Origin of the sequence: Bartonella harrusi (assembly GCF_024297065.1) — a bacterium.
In the GTDB taxonomy this organism is placed as follows: Bacteria; Pseudomonadota; Alphaproteobacteria; order Rhizobiales; family Rhizobiaceae; genus Bartonella; species Bartonella harrusi.
Map to the genome: position 1 here is coordinate 1,107,274 of NZ_CP101114.1, position 17,106 is coordinate 1,124,379.

Consider the following 17,106-nt stretch of genomic DNA (forward strand, 5'->3'; position numbering starts at 1 on the left):
AAAGTAATCATTTTTTTATCGTATGATGAAATCTGATATAAAGTTAAAAAAGTAAGGGGTTGATTGTGGCTGAGGTCAATGTTCGGAACTTTAATATCAATTTTGGACCGCAGCATCCTGCCGCGCATGGAGTTTTGCGCATGGTTCTGGAATTGGACGGTGAAGTTGTTGAGCGTGTAGATCCACATATTGGATTATTGCATCGTGGCACCGAAAAATTAATGGAGACCAAGACTTATCTTCAAGCTGGTCCTTATTTAGATCGTTTAGACTATGTTGCTCCTATGAATCAGGAGCATGCTTTTGTACTTGCTGTTGAAAAGTTATTAGGGGTTGAGGTTCCTAAACGAGGGCAGTTAATCCGAGTTTTGTTTTCTGAAATTGGGCGCATTCTGAACCATCTGCTTAATGTAACAACGCAGGCAATGGATGTTGGTGCTTTAACACCACCACTTTGGGGGTTCGAGCAACGTGAAAGATTAATGGTTTTTTATGAGCGTGCGTGTGGAGCACGTCTTCATGCAAATTATTTTCGTCCCGGTGGTGTACATCAAGATTTACCGGAAACTTTAATTGAGGATATTGGTAATTTTATTGATCCATTTTTTATTGCTCTTGGAAAACTTGATGCACTTGTAACGCCAAATCGGATTTTTAAGCAGCGTAATGTAGATATTGGCGTTGTGAGTATTGATGAAGCTTGGGCACGAGGCTTTTCCGGAGTCATGATTCGTGGGGCTGGTGTGCCATGGGATTTACGTAAAAGCCAACCTTATGAATGTTATGATGAAATGGAGTTTGATATTCCTGTAGGTAAAAACAGCGATTGTTATGATCGTTATCTGATTCGTATGGAAGAGATGCGTCAATCAGCAAAAATTATGCGCCAGTGTGTTGATCGTTTGCTAGGTACCGAAAAAAATGGACCAGTTTCGAGCTTAGATCGTAAAATCGTTCCTCCAAAACGGTCTGAAATGAAAGGTTCGATGGAAGCGCTTATTCATCATTTTAAACTTTATACGGAAGGTTTTCATACACCTCCTGGTGAGGTATATGTCGCTGTAGAGGCTCCAAAAGGAGAGTTTGGGGTTTATCTTGTTTCTGATGGAACCAATAAGCCTTATCGTGTTAAATTGCGTGCTCCAGGCTTTGCTCATCTTCAAGCTATGGACTTTTTAACCCGAGGTCATATGTTGGCAGATGCTACAGCTATCTTAGGCTCGATTGATATTGTTTTTGGGGAGGTTGATCGCTAATGTCTGTGCGCCGTCTAGCAGATGATGTCTACCAACCCGCAGAGTTTTCTTTTACAACAGAAAATCAGGTATGGGTGAAGAAAACGATAGAAAAGTATCCTATCGGGCGTGAGCAATCTGCTGTCATTCCATTGTTAATGCGGGCTCAAGAGCAAGATGGGTGGGTTACACGCGCTGCGATTGAGCATATCGCGGAGCTTCTTTCTATGGCTTATATTCGTGTTTTAGAAGTGGCTACTTTTTATACTCAATTTCAGCTTCAGCCCGTTGGAACTAGGGCACATGTTCAAGTTTGTGGTACAACGCCTTGTATGTTACGTGGATCTGGTGAATTAATTAAAGTTTGTCAGAAAAAAATTCATCATGAACCTTTTGTTACCAATCAAGATGGGACGTTATCATGGGAAGAGGTGGAGTGTCTTGGTGCTTGTGTAAATGCTCCGATGGTTATGATTTTTAAAGATACTTATGAAGATCTTACCACTGAGCGTCTTGAGGAAATTATTGACGCATTTGCAGCGGGTAAAGGCTCTGAGATAGCGGTTGGTCCACAAAATAGTCGTAAATCATCTGAGCCGATTAATGGTTTAACATCTCTCATTGATGAAGAAGAAAAGAAGTCGTTTAAGTCTTCAAAGAAAAAGGGTAAGGATGGAATGGACGAATAATAAGTATTTTTTAAAAAATATTTTATTATTTTACCCATTGTGACAATATTTAATTAAAAGTAAAAATTTTTAAAAAGATCGAAGAATTGCATTTGAGGAAAAACTAAGAATGCTAGGAGCAAGAGAAAAAGGGGGAGGGATGCTAGCTGATAAAGACCGTATTTTCACCAATATTTATGGTTTGAAGGATAAGTCATTAAAAGCTGCAATCTCTCGTGGGCATTGGGATGGCATAAAGGCAATTATTGAAAAAGGCCGTGATTGGATCATTGATGAGGTGAAGGCATCGGGTTTGCGTGGGCGTGGAGGTGCCGGTTTTTCTACTGGGATGAAGTGGTCTTTTATGCCAAAAAAAAGTGACGGTCGTCCCCATTATTTGGTTGTCAATGCGGATGAATCGGAGCCTGGAACATGTAAAGATCGCGATATTTTACGGCATGATCCCCATACTTTAATTGAAGGATGTGCAATTGCTACTTTTGCTATGGGGGCGAATGTTGCTTTTATTTATATTCGTGGTGAATATATTCGTGAGCGTGAGGCACTTCAAGCTGCCGTTGATGAATGTTATGATGCGGGCTTACTTGGCAAAAAAACAAAATATGGACATGCTTGCGATATTATTATTCATCATGGTGCGGGTGCTTATATTTGTGGTGAAGAAACAGCTCTTCTTGAAAGTCTTGAGGGAAAAAAAGGACAACCTCGTCTTAAACCACCATTCCCTGCCAATATGGGGGTTTATGGTTGTCCAACAACAGTGAATAATGTGGAGTCTATTGCTGTTGTTCCAACAATTTTGCGGCGTGGTGCTTCGTGGTTTTCGTCGATTGGACGTGCCAATAATGTAGGGACAAAATTATTTATGGTTTCTGGACATGTGAATGCACCTTGTACATTTGAGGATGCTCTTGGTGTTTCATTCCGTGAATTAATTGAAAAGCATACGGGTGGTATTCGTGGAGGATGGAATAATCTTTTAGCTGTTATTCCAGGAGGGGCTTCTTGTCCAGTTGTTCGTGGTGAGGATATGATCGATGCAATCATGGATTTTGATGGAATGCGAGAGGTTGGATCTTCTTTTGGCACTGGGGGAATGATTGTTATGGATAAATCAACCGATATCATTAAGGCAATTTGGCGTATAGCCGCTTTTTTTAAGCATGAGAGTTGTGGCCAGTGTACGCCGTGCCGTGAAGGTACGGGGTGGATGATGCGCCTTTTAGGGCGTATGGTTGAAGGAAGGGCGCAAAAACGTGAGATTGATCTTTTGTTTGAAGTGTCTAAACAGGTTGAAGGGCACACTATTTGCGCACTTGGTGATGCGGCAGCATGGCCTATACAAGGATTGATACGTAATTTTCGTCCAGAAATCGAGCGTAGAATTGATGATTATACGCGAAATGTAGTTCAAAGAAAAAATATTGCTTTGGAAGCAGTTGGGTAGAGAATTTTGTTTTAAGAACAATGAAATGCAAGTTTTAAGTGGAGTATCCATAGGCTGGATGAGTGATGATAAATATCAAAGTTAATGGTAAAGAAATTGAAGTTCCTGATTATTATACGTTGCTTCAAGCTGCTGAGGCTGCTGGTGCTGAAGTACCGCGTTTTTGTTTTCATGAATCTTTATCTATTGCTGGAAATTGTCGTATGTGTTTGGTTGAGGTTAAGGGTGGACCTCCAAAACCGCAAGCTTCTTGTGCTATGGGGGTTCGTGATTTACGATTAGGGCCAAATGGTGAAACGCCAGAAATTTTTACCAATACAGAGATGGTAAAAAAAGCACGTGAAGGTGTGATGGAGTTCCTACTCATCAATCACCCTTTGGATTGTCCTGTTTGTGATCAAGGAGGAGAATGCGATCTTCAAGATCAAGCCATGCTCTATGGGCGTGATTGTTCTCGATATAAAGAAAATAAGCGTGCTGTAGAAGATAAATATATTGGTCCACTTGTAAAAACTGTTATGACACGATGCATTCATTGCACACGTTGTGTTCGTTTTACAACAGAAGTTGCGGGTATTTCTGAGCTTGGTTTAATAGGTCGTGGTGAAGATGCTGAAATTACCACATATCTTGAAAAAGCAATGACTTCTGAGTTGCAGGGGAATGTTATTGATCTTTGTCCAGTGGGAGCTTTAACCTCAAAACCTTATGCATTTCATGCACGTCCTTGGGAACTGGTTAAAACAGAATCGATTGATGTCATGGATGCACTTGGGAGTGCAATTCGCATTGATAGCCGTGGTCGTGAAGTTATGCGAATTATGCCGCGTACAAATGAAGATATAAATGAGGAATGGATTTCTGATAAGACACGTTTTATTTGGGATGGATTACGTACGCAGCGTCTTGATAGGCCCTATGTACGTAAAAATGGAAAGCTTCAGCCTGTAAGTTGGACTGAAGCTTTTGCAGAAATTAAAAGGGTGGTTTGTAAAATTTTGCCAGAAAAAATTGGGGCAATTGCGGGAGATCTTGCATCCATTGAGGAAATGTATGCACTTAAAAAATTACTGATTTCACTAGGATCAAAGATTTTTGATTGTCGTCAAAGAGGAATGGCTTTATCGTCTGAATTAGGGCGTTCGAGTTATATTTTTAATCCAACAATTGCAGGGATTGAACAGGCTGATTCATTGCTTATCGTTGGATCTAATCCACGTCATGAGGCTGCTGTTCTCAATGCACGTATTTTAAAGCGTCAACGAATGGGACAGTTTCCTATCGCATTAATTGGTGAGAAAGTCGATTTACGTTATCCTTATTCTTATCTTGGATCTGGTACTGATGCATTGAGTGCGCTTGTTCGTGGAGAAGATGCATTTTTTAATGTCTTAAAAGAAACAAAGAAACCGCTTATCCTTATTGGAGAGGGTTCTGTTTCAGGGAAAGAAGGATTGGCTGTTTTAAAAAATCTTGCAAAACTAGCTGATAGTGTTGGAGCCCTTAGTGAGGAATGGAATGGTTTTGGTGTTCTTCATACTGCAGCATCAATGGTTGGGGGATTAGATATTGGTTTTACTTCTGAGCTTGGAGTTGTAAATATTCTTAAAACGTGTGAAGTTTTATTTTTGCTTGGTGCTGATGAAATAGAATTAGCCAATACAGAAGCTTTTACAATTTATATCGGTAGCCATGGTGATAATGGTGCACATGCTGCGGATGTTATCTTGCCAGCATCAGCTTATACTGAAAAATCAGGGCTTTATGTGAATACAGAGGGACGTGTGCAAATGACAAATCGCGCTGGTTTTGCACCAGGTGAAGCAAAAGAAGATTGGGCTATCTTGCGTGCTTTATCAGATATTTTAGGACAAAAGCTTCCATTTGATTCGCTTTCTCAATTAAGGCAGAACTTATTTAATGATTATCCACATCTTTGTGCTATTGATGATATAATACCTTCCTGTATAGATGATCTTAAAGCACTCGGTTCGCAAATAGTCGCTCTTGAGAAGCAAACATTTACTTCTATGGTTAAAGACTTTTATTTAACAAATCCAATAGCACGTGCTTCTGCAGTTATGGCTGAATGTTCATCTCTTGCAAAGAATCGTGTTATATAAACTGTAGAGTAAGGGCAGAGGGAAAAGAATAATGATGTATGATTTCTTTATAACTTGGCTATTGCCATTACTCATTATCGTTGGAAAAACACTTCTCCTTTTGGTTGTTCTTCTTGTTTTAGTTGCGTATCTTCTTTACGCAGATAGAAAGATTTGGGCAGCAGTACAATTACGGCGTGGTCCGAACGTTGTTGGTCCGTGGGGATTGTTACAGTCTTTTGCGGATTTAATTAAATTTGTTGTTAAAGAGCCTATTATCCCTGCTGGTGCGAATAAAGGTGTTTTTCTTTTAGCACCTTTTATTTCTGCTACGCTTGCTTTATCAACGTGGGCTGTTATTCCAGTTAATGAAGGCTGGGAAGTTGCAAAAATTAATGTTGGTTTGCTTTATATCTTAGCCATTTCATCTCTTGAAGTTTATGGCGTTATTATGGGAGGATGGGCATCAAACTCAAAATATCCTTTCTTAGGAGCCCTTCGTTCAGCGGCACAAATGGTTTCTTATGAGGTTTCCATTGGGTTTGTCCTTGTAACTGTCATTTTAGTGAGTGGTTCGTTGGATCTTACAACAATTGTAAATAAACAAAGCTATGGATTTGGTACGAGACTAGGTCTTCCTTTTAACAGTTTTCTTGATTGGAATTGGTTCGTTCTTTTCCCAATGTTTATTATATTTTTTATTTCCGCACTTGCAGAGACAAATCGTCCTCCTTTTGATTTAGTAGAAGCAGAATCTGAGCTTGTTGCTGGTCATATGGTTGAGTATTCTTCAACGCCTTACATGCTTTTCTTCCTTGGTGAGTATGTTGCTATTGTTTTAATGTGTGCTTTAACAACTCTTTTATTTTTAGGTGGTTGGTTGCCTCCTTTAGATGTTTGGTGGCTTAATTGGATTCCTGGTGTTATTTGGTTTGTTTTAAAAGTTTGCTTTGTATTTTTTTGGTTTGCTATGGTTAAAGCTTTCGTTCCACGTTATCGCTATGACCAACTTATGCGGCTTGGTTGGAAAGTTTTTCTTCCACTTTCATTAGCAATGGTTGTGATAACCGCTGCTTTTTTAAAGTATACGGGTTTTTCTTAAGAGGAGTTATAATGATGTCAGGTCTTTTTCAGGCAGCAAAGTCACTCCTTTTATTGGAATTTGTGAGTGCTTTTTTCTTAGCCATGCGTCAATTTTTTGCACCAAAGCCTACAATTAATTATCCTTATGAGAAGGGTTTTGTTTCTGAACGTTTTCGTGGTGAACATGCACTGCGTCGTTATCCAAATGGTGAAGAGCGGTGTATAGCCTGTAAATTGTGTGAAGCAATTTGTCCTGCACAAGCGATCACAATTGAAGCAGGGCCGCGGCGTAATGATGGTACACGTAGAACTGTTCGTTATGATATAGATATGGTTAAATGTATTTACTGTGGTTTTTGTCAAGAAGCTTGTCCTGTTGAAGCTATTGTAGAAGGACCAAATTTTGAGTTTGCAACAGAAACACGTGAAGAACTCTATTATGATAAAGAAAAACTTTTAATGAATGGAGATCGTTGGGAGCGAGAAATTGCTCGCAATATATTGATGGATGCACCTTATCGTTAAGTGTATCCTCGCATGAGGTGTCGGATGATTTTTCCGATAATGTTTAATCTGGTATGAAATTTTATACCAATTGTTTAATTGATTGAGGAGAAGCCTATGCTAACGGATCTAGCGGCGGCATTTTTCTATTTATTTGCTTTTATTATGCTTGTAAGTGCAGTTGTTGTGATTACAGCCCGCAATCCTGTGCATTCGGTTTTGTTTTTAATATTAGCATTTTTTAACGCCGCAGCTTTATTTTTACTTGCAGGAGCAGAATTTTTGGGGCTTATTCTGCTTGTTGTTTATGTTGGTGCTGTAGCGGTTTTGTTTTTGTTTGTGGTTATGATGCTTGATGTTAATTTTGCAGAGTTTAAAACTGGTGCACTTCGTTATGCTCCTATTGGAGCTCTTGTTGGAAGCATCGTTTCTTTAGAATTGATTTTTGTTTTTGTTAGTGGCAATTTTTCTACTGTTCGTAGATCACATGTTACACAACCAATGCCAGATTTAATGCAGCGAACAAATACACAGGCTCTAGGTGATATTCTTTATACAGATTATGTTTTTTATTTTCAAATTGCTGGAATAATTTTATTGATTGCAATGATTGGTGCAATTGTTTTAACACTCCGTCATAAGTTAGGTGTAAAACGGCAATCTATTGCGGTGCAAGTTTCTCGAACAGTAGAAAATGCAATTGAAATCAAACAAGTTGAGTCAGGAAAAGGCATTTAAGGGGGGAATTATGCTCATTGATATTACGCATTATCTTATTGTTTCTGCTTTGCTCTTTACAATTGGTATTGCTGGCATTTTTCTTAATAGAAAGAATGTGATTATCATCTTGATGTCCATTGAACTTATATTGCTTTCTGTCAATCTCAATTTTGTTGCATTTTCAGCATTTCTTCATGATCTTGTTGGGCAGATATTCGCTTTATTTGTCTTAACAATAGCAGCTGCTGAAGCCGCAATTGGTCTAGCAATTCTTGTCGTTTTTTTCCGTAATCGTGGTTCTATTGCGGTTGAAGATGTTAATGTAATGAAAGGCTAACCAGCAATGTATTATACGATTGTCTTTCTTCCGCTTTTGGGCTTTTTAATTGCTTCTATAGGAGGAAAAACTATAGGAAATCGCGCTAGTGAATTGGTAACATGTAGCTTTATGGTGATTGTTGCCATGTTATCGTGGATTGCCTTTTTTAATGTTGCACTTTCTCATGTTCCTGTGGTTGATGTATTCGTATTACATTGGCTTACGGTTGGTGATTTATCCTTTAATTGGGCTTTACATATTGATACATTGACAGCTGTCATGCTTGTTGTTGTAAATAGTGTTTCGGCAGTGGTACATATTTATTCAATTGGCTATATGCACCATGATCCTTCAAGATCACGTTTTTTTTCTTATCTTTCCCTCTTTACATTTATGATGTTGATGTTAGTGACATCTAATAACTTGATTCAGATGTTTTTTGGGTGGGAAGGTGTAGGACTTGCTTCTTATTTACTTATTGGTTTTTGGTTTCAGCGAGATTCAGCCAATAAAGCTGCAATGAAAGCTTTTGTAGTTAACCGTGTTGGAGACTTTGGTTTTCTTTTAGGGATCTTTAGCATTTTTGTTTTGTTTCAGTCAGTGAATTTTTCCTCTATTTTTGCAAAAACGGCAGACAAAAGCTTCATACAAAATGTAACATTTTTAGGTTGGCAGCTTGATGGACAAACGGCTATTACCGTTACATGTCTTCTATTGTTTATTGGTGCAATGGGGAAATCAGCGCAATTTCTTTTACATACATGGCTCCCTGATGCCATGGAGGGACCAACGCCTGTATCAGCGCTTATTCATGCAGCAACGATGGTAACAGCTGGTGTCTTTATGGTTGCGCGTATGTCGCCAATTTTTGAACTCTCTTCTATTGCTTTGACAGTTATTATTATTGTTGGAGCAACGACTGCATTTTTTGCGGCAACTATAGGGCTGGTGCAGAATGATATTAAACGTGTGATTGCCTATTCTACATGTTCACAACTTGGTTATATGTTTGTTGCATTAGGTGTTGGAGCTTATGGAGCGGCTGTTTTTCATCTTTTTACGCATGCTTTTTTTAAAGCTCTATTATTTCTTGGTGCAGGCTCTGTCATTCATGCTGTGTCTGATGAACAAGATATGCGAAAAATGGGTGGGTTATACAAGCATATCAAAGCAACTTATTGGATGATGATGATCGGAACCCTTGCATTGACGGGTGTTGGGATTCCAGGAACAGTTTTTGGGACCGCAGGCTTTTTTTCCAAGGATGCAATTATAGAATCTGCTTTTGCTTCACATAATATCGCTTCAGGATATGCTTTCTCTCTTCTTGTTTTTGCTGCTTTATTAACAAGTTTTTATTCATGGCGTCTTATATTTATGACATTTCACGGTAAACCACGGGCAACCGTTGATGTTATGCATCATGTTCATGAATCCCCCCCCGTTATGTTGATTCCTCTCCTTATTTTATCTATTGGAGCAATATTTGCTGGTGTCGTTTTCCAGCCTTACTTTTTTGGTGATTTGTATGATGCTTTTTGGAAGGGAGCACTCTTTACAAACAAACATAATCATATCCTTCACGATGCGCACAATGTGTTTGATTGGGTTAAATGGTCACCCTTTATAGCGATGATTTTCGGGTTCATGTTAGCCTATTTGTTTTATATTATTTTCCCTTCTCTTCCTAAGAAATTGGCTGTTGTTATGCCAAGGGTTTATCTCTTTCTTTACCAAAAATGGTATTTTGATCAACTCTACAACTTTCTATTTGTGCGTCCTGCTTTCAGAATTGGTTTTTTTCTTTGGAAGGTGGGAGACGGAAAAATTATTGATGGTCTAGGTCCGAATGGTATTGCAGCACGTGTTGTTGAGATTACAAATAGAGTGGTTCGGATGCAGACAGGCTATCTTTATCACTATGCATTTGCGATGCTTATAGGTGTTGCAATGTTGATCACATGGATGATGATCGGGGGCGTAAATTGATGATCGATTGGCCTATTCTTTCTACAGTTACATTTTTACCGCTTGTTGGTGTCCTTCTCATTTTATTTATCAAAGAGGATAATGAGGTCGCTCGGCATAACATACGCAATGTAGCATTTTTTACGACTGTGTTTGTTTTTATTATTTCCTTAATTATTTGGGCGGGTTTCGATCATACAGATGCTCATTTTCAAATGGTTGAGAAAGCCAATTGGTTAGGGGGGGGGATCAGTTATCATATGGGGGTTGATGGCATTTCTATCCTCTTTGTAGTTCTTTCGGCTTTTCTTTTGCCTTTCTGTATTTTAGCAAGTTGGGAAAATGTTAAAGATAGATTAAAAGCCTATATGATTGCTTTTCTTCTTCTTGAAGTTGCGATTATTGGGGTTTTTTGTGCTCTTGATGCAATGTTGTTTTATGTCTTTTTTGAAGGCAGCCTTATTCCAATGTTTATTATTATAGGTGTTTGGGGAGGCCCACGACGTGTTTATGCAAGTATAAAGTTTTTCCTTTACACTTTACTTGGTTCAGTGCTGATGCTGGTTGCTCTTATGGCTATGTATTGGCAAGCTGGAACACTTGATATACCGACTTTATTAACTTACCAATTTCCTGCGCATATGCAAATTTGGTTATGGCTTGCCTTCTTTGCTTCTTTTGCGGTTAAAATGCCCATGTGGCCTGTTCACACATGGTTGCCTGATGCTCACGTAGAAGCACCTACCGCTGGTTCGGTTATTTTAGCTGGTGTTTTACTCAAATTAGGTGGGTATGGTTTTCTTCGTTTTTCTTTACCAATGTTTCCTATTGCTTCGGCTGATCTTGCTCCTTTGGTTTTCACCTTATCGCTTATCGCTATTCTTTATACATCACTGGTTGCACTTGTTCAAAATGACATAAAAAAACTTATTGCCTATTCTTCAATAGCACATATGGGATATGTAACGATGGGTATTTTTGCTGCGAATGAACAAGGTATCCAAGGTGCTATTTATCAGATGCTATCGCATGGAATTGTTTCAGCGGCTTTATTTCTTTGTGTCGGGGTTATTTACGATCGTCTTCATACCCGCGAAATTTCAGCTTTTGGTGGTCTCGTTAATAATATGCCTAAATATGCTGTTGTTTTCTTAATTTTCACTATGGCAAATGTTGGTTTGCCTGGGAGTTCAGGATTTTTAGGTGAATTTTTAACCTTAATAGGTGTTTTTCAAGTCAACAAATTGATTGTTGTTTTTGCGACAACGGGTGTTATTTTGTCCGCTGGCTATGCACTTTACCTTTACCGGCGTGTGGTGTTCGGTTCCTTGGATAAGGAGAACTTAAAAGTCCTTATTGATCTTTCTACAAGAGAGAAGTTTATTCTTTATCCGATGGTTATTCTTACAATATTTTTTGGTATCTATCCAACGCCTATTCTTAAAGCAACGGCGTTTTCCGTAGAAGCCCTCATCAGTAAACTGCATTAGATAAGGGAAGAATGCTCATGCAAACTGAAATAATAACGCAATTCGTATTAATTCTTCCAGAGACTTTAATAGCATTAGGAGGGATAGTATTTCTTTTGATTGGAGTTTATTCCAAAACGCGTTCTTTTTTAACTTTAACAGGTCTTTCTATTGCTCTTCTTATTGCAACCATTATTATTATCGTTGTTTTTCCGAAAAGTGGTTTGTTTCAGACCAATGCGCTCATTATTGACTCTTTTGGTCGTTACATGAAAGTTTTAACGCTCATTGGGGCACTTTTTGCTCTGATTATGTCTGTTGGTTTTACCAGTTCTCAAAAGTTCGATGTATTTGAATTTCCAATACTTGTTCTTTTAGCAACTCTTGGTATGATGCTGATGATTTCAGCTGGTAATATGCTCTCACTTTATATGGGATTAGAATTACAATCCTTAGCTTTATATATTTTAGCTGCCATTAATCGTGATAATGTAAAATCTTCTGAAGCGGGGATAAAATATTTTGTTTTAGGGGCATTATCTTCAGGATTGCTCCTGTATGGTATTTCTTTGCTTTATGGTTTTACTGGACAAATTGGTTTTCGTGAAATTGCAGTTACCTTAAAAGATGAAAATTTACAATTGGGTGTTGTTTTTGGAATTGTGTTTATTTTAGCTGGTTTGGCTTTCAAAATTTCTGCCGTTCCATTTCATATGTGGACACCTGATGTTTATGAAGGAGCACCGACACCCATTACAGCATTTTTTGCTGGTGCTCCTAAAATTGCTGCGATGGCACTCATCATTCGTGTTATTGTTACAACTTTTATGCCACTGGGTAGTTCTGATGGCTCTATGCCTGCATGGCAACAAATCTTAGTGTTTATGGCGATTACATCGATGATACTTGGTGCATTCGCCGCAATTGGACAGAGAAATATTAAACGTTTAATGGCTTATTCATCAATCAGTCATATGGGATATGCGCTTGTTGGGTTAGCTGCTGGAGATATGCTTGGGATAAAAAGTGTTATTCTTTATATGACTATTTATCTGGGTATGACGATTGGTTCATTTGCTTTTATCCTTGGAATGCGCTCTAGTGATGGAAATGTTGAAAATATGGATGATCTTTCAGGGTTAATAAAAACGCATCCATTTATGGCTGTTGTAATGACAATACAGCTTTTTTCTTTAGCAAGTATACCGCCTATGGCTGGTTTTTTTGGGAAATGGTATACATTTTCTGCTGCTGTTCATGCTGGACTTACTCCACTTGCTGTCGTTGGAATGATAGCGTCTGTTGTGGGAGCTTTTTATTATTTGCGGCTTATTAAAATTATGTGGTTTGATGAAGCAAAGGCGCGTTTTGTTGTGTTGTCCAATGAGCTTCAATTTTGTCTCGGTCTTTCTGCATTCTTTGTTTTGTTTTATATGCTTTTTGGAGTTTGGTTTGCTAAGTTAGCAGAAACAGCAGCCGCTGCATTGTTTTAATGGATATGGTTTATATTTTATCAGATTTTGTACAAAAACAAGGATATACGGTTGAATCATACGAAAATGTTGATTCAACAAATCTTATTGCACAACGAAAAGCACAAGCTGGTCATAAAGGTTATCTCTGGGTTGTTGCGCAAGAACAATCAGAAGGAAGAGCCAGAAGAGGCCGAACATGGTCTAGTCCGAAAGGGAACCTTTATTCTAGTCTTTTGTTAATTGACGATATTGTTCATCAAACTGCTGCTCAGCTTGGTTTTGTTGCTGGAGTGAGTGTGGTAGAAGCAATAAAACATTTTATAAAGGATAAAAAGCAAGCGGACAATATTGTTCGTTTAAAATGGCCGAATGATATTTTGCTAGGAGGAGCGAAAAGCTCTGGAATTTTGCTTGAGATTTTTAAATTGCCATCACAACAAGATGCATTGGTTATTGGTATTGGAATCAATGTAAAACATCATTATGAACATGTGCCATATCCTACTTCAAGTTTAAATAATATTGGTTTGTATGTTGAAGAAGGATCATTGTTTACAGCTTTGGCGGAGTGTTTTTCTAAAAACTATCTTTTTTGGAAACAATCAGAAGGAGTTGATATAATCCGCAAAAAATGGCTTTTATATTCTGCGCATCTTGGACAGCATATCAGGGTATTCAATGATGAAAAAATCATCGAAGGTATTTTTGATGGTCTTGATAGTGACTTTAACTGTCTCGTAAAACAAAAAAATGGTCAGCAAGCCATTATAACAGCTGGAGATGTCCATTTTGGTTTAGCTGCTTCTGTTAATGCGGGCCGTTATTAGTTTAATAAAATTTTATTTTACCATCGGATTTATCTTAATAATTTAGGAGATGTTTATGGTTGCAGCCAATGAGAGTGAATTTGTTTTTTTGCCTTTCGGAGGGGTAGGCGAAATAGGGATGAATCTGGCTGCTTATGGATTTGGTTCCGAAAATCTTCGTGAATGGCTTCTTGTTGATATGGGAGTGAGTTTTGCTGGTTCTGAATTCCCAGGAGCAGATCTTATTTTACCTGATATTCGTTTTCTTGAGAGTGAAAAATACAATGTGCGTGGTCTTGTTTTAACACATGCTCATGAAGATCATTATGGTGCTGTCCTTGATTTATGGCCAAAACTTAAAGTTCCACTTTATTGTACTCCTTTTACGGCAGGATTATTAGAGAGTAAAAGGCAATCTGATTTTGGATCTCATAATATTTCATTTAATATTTTTCAAGCTGGTGATTGTTTTCAGGTCGGTTCCTTTGCCATTGAAGCTATTGCCGTTAATCATTCAATCCCAGAGTCTGTATCTTTAGCGATTACAACATCTTTAGGCACTGTTATCCACACTGGCGATTGGAAAATTGATCATACACCTTCTCTTGGCGTTATAACAGATGAAAAGCGTTTTCGCACTTTAGGCAATAAAGGTATTTTAGCATTGCTTTGTGATTCCACGAATGCATGTCGGGATGGTGTGACGCCATCAGAACAACAAGTTCAGACAAGTCTTTCTGAAATTTTTTCCAAAGCGGAGGAGCGAGTTGCAATCGTTACTTTTGCCTCTAATGTTGGTCGAATACGTTCAATTGCTCTTGCTGCTGAATCTGTTGGGCGCAAAGTTCTTGTTGTTGGACGCTCGTTAAAACGGAGTCTTATGGTTGCACAAGAGCTTGGTTATATGGATGGTTTAGCACCATTTGTTACGGAAGATGATTATGGTTATATCCCACGCAAAGAGATCGTTTTAATCGTGACAGGTAGCCAAGGAGAACCTTGTGCTGCCTTAGCAAAATTATCACGCAATGGCATGAGAAATATTGCACTTTCTTCTGGTGATACTGTTATTTATTCATCACGAAGTATACCAGGAAACGAAAAAGCTATTATTGAAATACAAAATCGTTTTATTGATATGGGTGTTAAAGTTATTACGAATGAGGATGCTCTTGTTCATGTTTCAGGTCATCCTCGTCGCGCAGAACTTGTACAGATGTATGATTGGGTAAAACCACAGATACTTGTTCCTGTCCATGGAGAAGCAATCCATCTTACGGCTCAGGCAGATTTAGCGCGTCAAGCAGGAATTGAAATTGTTTCTAATATTAGAAATGGCAGTATACTACGCCTTGCACCAAAGCCTGTAGAGGTTATTGATCAAGTCCCTGTTGGTCGCATCTATAAGGATGGTTGTCTTATTGGAAATGAAGATGAATTAGGAATCCGCGAACGTCGCAAATTAAGTTATGCCGGTTATGTTGCTGTTTCCCTCCATGTGAATAGCAAGCACGAATTGTTGGGTGATATTGGTTTAAATACCTTCGGATTACCTGAAAGTAATGGAAAAGGGGAGAACTTAAAAGATATTCTCTTAAATGTTGTGGAAAATACATTTTATAACATCCCGCGCATTAAACGAAAAAATAATGAGCTTATTCGAGAAGCAACGCGACGTGCAGTAAGAGCTGCTGTCAATGAAGCTTGGCAAAAAAAGCCCGTTTGTACAGTTTTTTTACATCAGTCAAAATGAAGCGCTATGCTATTAGATTATTTTTTTAAGAAAGAAAGAGAAAACTAAATTATAAGATTATCTTATCGTTAAGCGCGATAGGGGAGCATATAAATTTGAAAAATATGACCGTTATCTTTGCAAGTATTCAGAATGTAGCTATAGATAAACATATCTACTTTAAATTGTTTCAATATGATGGATTTGATTAGGAGTTAATTATCGCAATGCGTCTTTCTCAATACTTTCTTCCACTTTTAAAGGAGAATCCTAAGGAAGCAGAGATTATTTCTCATCGATTAATGTTGCGTGCAGGTATGATTCGACAACAAACTTCAGGGATCTATTCTTGGCTTCCCTTGGGTAAAAAAGTGCTTGATAAAGTTTGTAAGATTATTCGTGAAGAGCAAGAACGCGCTGGCGCTATAGAAATATTAATGCCGACAATTCAGTCTGCAGATCTTTGGCGAGAAAGTGGCCGTTATGATGATTATGGTTTAGAAATGCTCCGCATTAAAGATCGCCAAAAACGTGATTTACTTTATGGTCCGACAAATGAAGAGTTAGTGACGGATATTTTTCGTTCTTACATTCGTTCTTATAAAGATCTTCCGCTGAATTTGTATCATATTCAATGGAAATTTCGTGATGAAATCCGTCCACGTTTTGGTGTAATGCGTTCACGAGAATTTTTAATGAAAGATGCCTATTCTTTCGATCTTGATTATGAAGGTTCTCAGACATCTTATAATCGTATGTTTATTGCTTATTTACGCACTTTTTCTCGTCTTGGCTTAAAGGCAATTCCTATGCGTGCTGATACAGGTCCAATTGGTGGCGAACTTAGTCATGAATTTATTATTTTGGCTGAAACAGGCGAGAGTGCGATATTCTGTGATAAACAATTTCTTGAGCTTACTGTTCCAGATAGTTCAATTGATTTTAGCGATAAAGCTGCTTTAACTGATGTTGTTAAACAGTGGACGTCTTTTTATGCTGCGACAGAGGAAATGCATAATGGCGAAGAGTGGGCTAAAGTTCCTGATCAGAATCGCCTTTCAGCACGTGGTATTGAAGTAGGGCATATTTTTCACTTTGGTACGAAATATTCTGCTCCAATGGGAGCAAAAGTTATGGGACAAGATGGAAAAGAGCATATTGTCTCTATGGGGTCTTATGGTATTGGGCCTTCGCGTCTTGTTGCCGCTGCTATTGAAGCTTCCCATGATGAAAATGGTATTATTTGGCCAAGCTCTATAGCACCATTTGATTTTGGTATTATCAATATGAAGCCAGAAGATGAAAAATGTACACACGCCTGCGAAACGCTCTATCGGGGTTTAAAGCATGCTGGTTTTGATCCATTGTTGGATGATAGAGATGAGCGTCCTGGAACCAAATTTGCAACAATGGATTTAATTGGTTTACCAATGCAAATAATTGTTGGACCTAAAAGCATTACGCAAAATGAAGTTGAAATAAAAGATCGAAAAACGAATGTTAAAGAGTCTCTAACGGTTGAAGATGTCCTTAAAAAGTTTGCTGTAGTTTTATAGG

At 38.3% G+C, this 17,106-nt stretch carries 14 protein-coding genes; all 14 read left to right on the plus strand.

Annotated elements, in window-relative coordinates:
• The first annotated feature begins 65 nt into the window (after window positions 1–65).
• The 14 genes from NMK50_RS05285 (at window position 66) to proS (ending at window position 17,105) form a co-directional block, all read left to right on the plus strand.
• Complete coding sequence (locus NMK50_RS05285) at window positions 66–1,256, plus strand: NADH-quinone oxidoreductase subunit D (protein ID WP_254771136.1); 1,191 nt, start codon at window positions 66–68, stop codon at window positions 1,254–1,256.
• Window positions 1,256–1,924: an NADH-quinone oxidoreductase subunit NuoE gene (nuoE, locus tag NMK50_RS05290; protein ID WP_254771137.1), complete on the plus strand. Its 669-nt coding sequence runs from the start codon at window positions 1,256–1,258 to the stop codon at window positions 1,922–1,924. Before NMK50_RS05285 ends, nuoE begins: the two co-directional genes overlap by 1 nt.
• Before the next feature lie 139 nt (window positions 1,925–2,063).
• Window positions 2,064–3,371 carry an NADH-quinone oxidoreductase subunit NuoF gene (gene nuoF, locus NMK50_RS05295; protein WP_254771195.1) on the plus strand — a complete coding sequence of 436 codons (1,308 nt, stop codon included), beginning with the start codon at window positions 2,064–2,066 and terminating at the stop codon, window positions 3,369–3,371.
• A 65-nt stretch (window positions 3,372–3,436) separates the two neighbouring features.
• Window positions 3,437–5,494: an NADH-quinone oxidoreductase subunit NuoG gene (gene nuoG / locus NMK50_RS05300; RefSeq protein ID WP_254771138.1), complete on the plus strand. Its 2,058-nt coding sequence runs from the start codon at window positions 3,437–3,439 to the stop codon at window positions 5,492–5,494.
• A 34-nt stretch (window positions 5,495–5,528) separates the two neighbouring features.
• Window positions 5,529–6,575, plus strand: coding sequence for an NADH-quinone oxidoreductase subunit NuoH (gene nuoH / locus NMK50_RS05305; protein WP_254771196.1), 1,047 nt, complete (start codon window positions 5,529–5,531; stop codon window positions 6,573–6,575).
• 14 nt (window positions 6,576–6,589) lie between these two features.
• Window positions 6,590–7,081 carry an NADH-quinone oxidoreductase subunit NuoI gene (gene nuoI, locus NMK50_RS05310; RefSeq protein ID WP_241437117.1) on the plus strand — a complete coding sequence of 164 codons (492 nt, stop codon included), beginning with the start codon at window positions 6,590–6,592 and terminating at the stop codon, window positions 7,079–7,081.
• 96 nt (window positions 7,082–7,177) lie between these two features.
• Window positions 7,178–7,798: an NADH-quinone oxidoreductase subunit J gene (locus NMK50_RS05315; RefSeq protein ID WP_254771139.1), complete on the plus strand. Its 621-nt coding sequence runs from the start codon at window positions 7,178–7,180 to the stop codon at window positions 7,796–7,798.
• Window positions 7,799–7,808: 10 nt separating this feature from the next.
• On the plus strand, window positions 7,809–8,117 hold the full coding sequence (nuoK, locus tag NMK50_RS05320) for an NADH-quinone oxidoreductase subunit NuoK (RefSeq protein WP_254771140.1): 309 nt from the start codon (window positions 7,809–7,811) through the stop codon (window positions 8,115–8,117).
• A 6-nt stretch (window positions 8,118–8,123) separates the two neighbouring features.
• Entirely contained in the window at window positions 8,124–10,088 is a 1,965-nt protein-coding gene (gene nuoL, locus NMK50_RS05325) for an NADH-quinone oxidoreductase subunit L (protein WP_254771141.1), read from the plus strand.
• Entirely contained in the window at window positions 10,088–11,557 is a 1,470-nt protein-coding gene (locus tag NMK50_RS05330; RefSeq protein ID WP_254771197.1) for an NADH-quinone oxidoreductase subunit M, read from the plus strand. The genes nuoL and NMK50_RS05330 overlap by 1 nt, the downstream gene beginning before the upstream one ends.
• 17 nt (window positions 11,558–11,574) lie before the next feature.
• Window positions 11,575–13,029 (plus strand): NADH-quinone oxidoreductase subunit NuoN, encoded by a 1,455-nt coding sequence (nuoN, locus tag NMK50_RS05335; protein ID WP_254769601.1) that lies wholly within the window; start codon window positions 11,575–11,577, stop codon window positions 13,027–13,029.
• Window positions 13,029–13,838, plus strand: coding sequence for a biotin--[acetyl-CoA-carboxylase] ligase (locus NMK50_RS05340; protein ID WP_254769602.1), 810 nt, complete (start codon window positions 13,029–13,031; stop codon window positions 13,836–13,838). Before nuoN ends, NMK50_RS05340 begins: the two co-directional genes overlap by 1 nt.
• Before the next feature lie 55 nt (window positions 13,839–13,893).
• Complete coding sequence (locus NMK50_RS05345; protein ID WP_254769603.1) at window positions 13,894–15,570, plus strand: ribonuclease J; 1,677 nt, start codon at window positions 13,894–13,896, stop codon at window positions 15,568–15,570.
• Between the two features lie 206 nt (window positions 15,571–15,776).
• The gene (gene proS, locus NMK50_RS05350; RefSeq protein ID WP_254769604.1) at window positions 15,777–17,105 is read left to right on the plus strand and encodes a proline--tRNA ligase; all 1,329 of its coding nucleotides are present in this window, start codon (window positions 15,777–15,779) and stop codon (window positions 17,103–17,105) included.
• Window position 17,106: the final 1 nt, after the last annotated feature.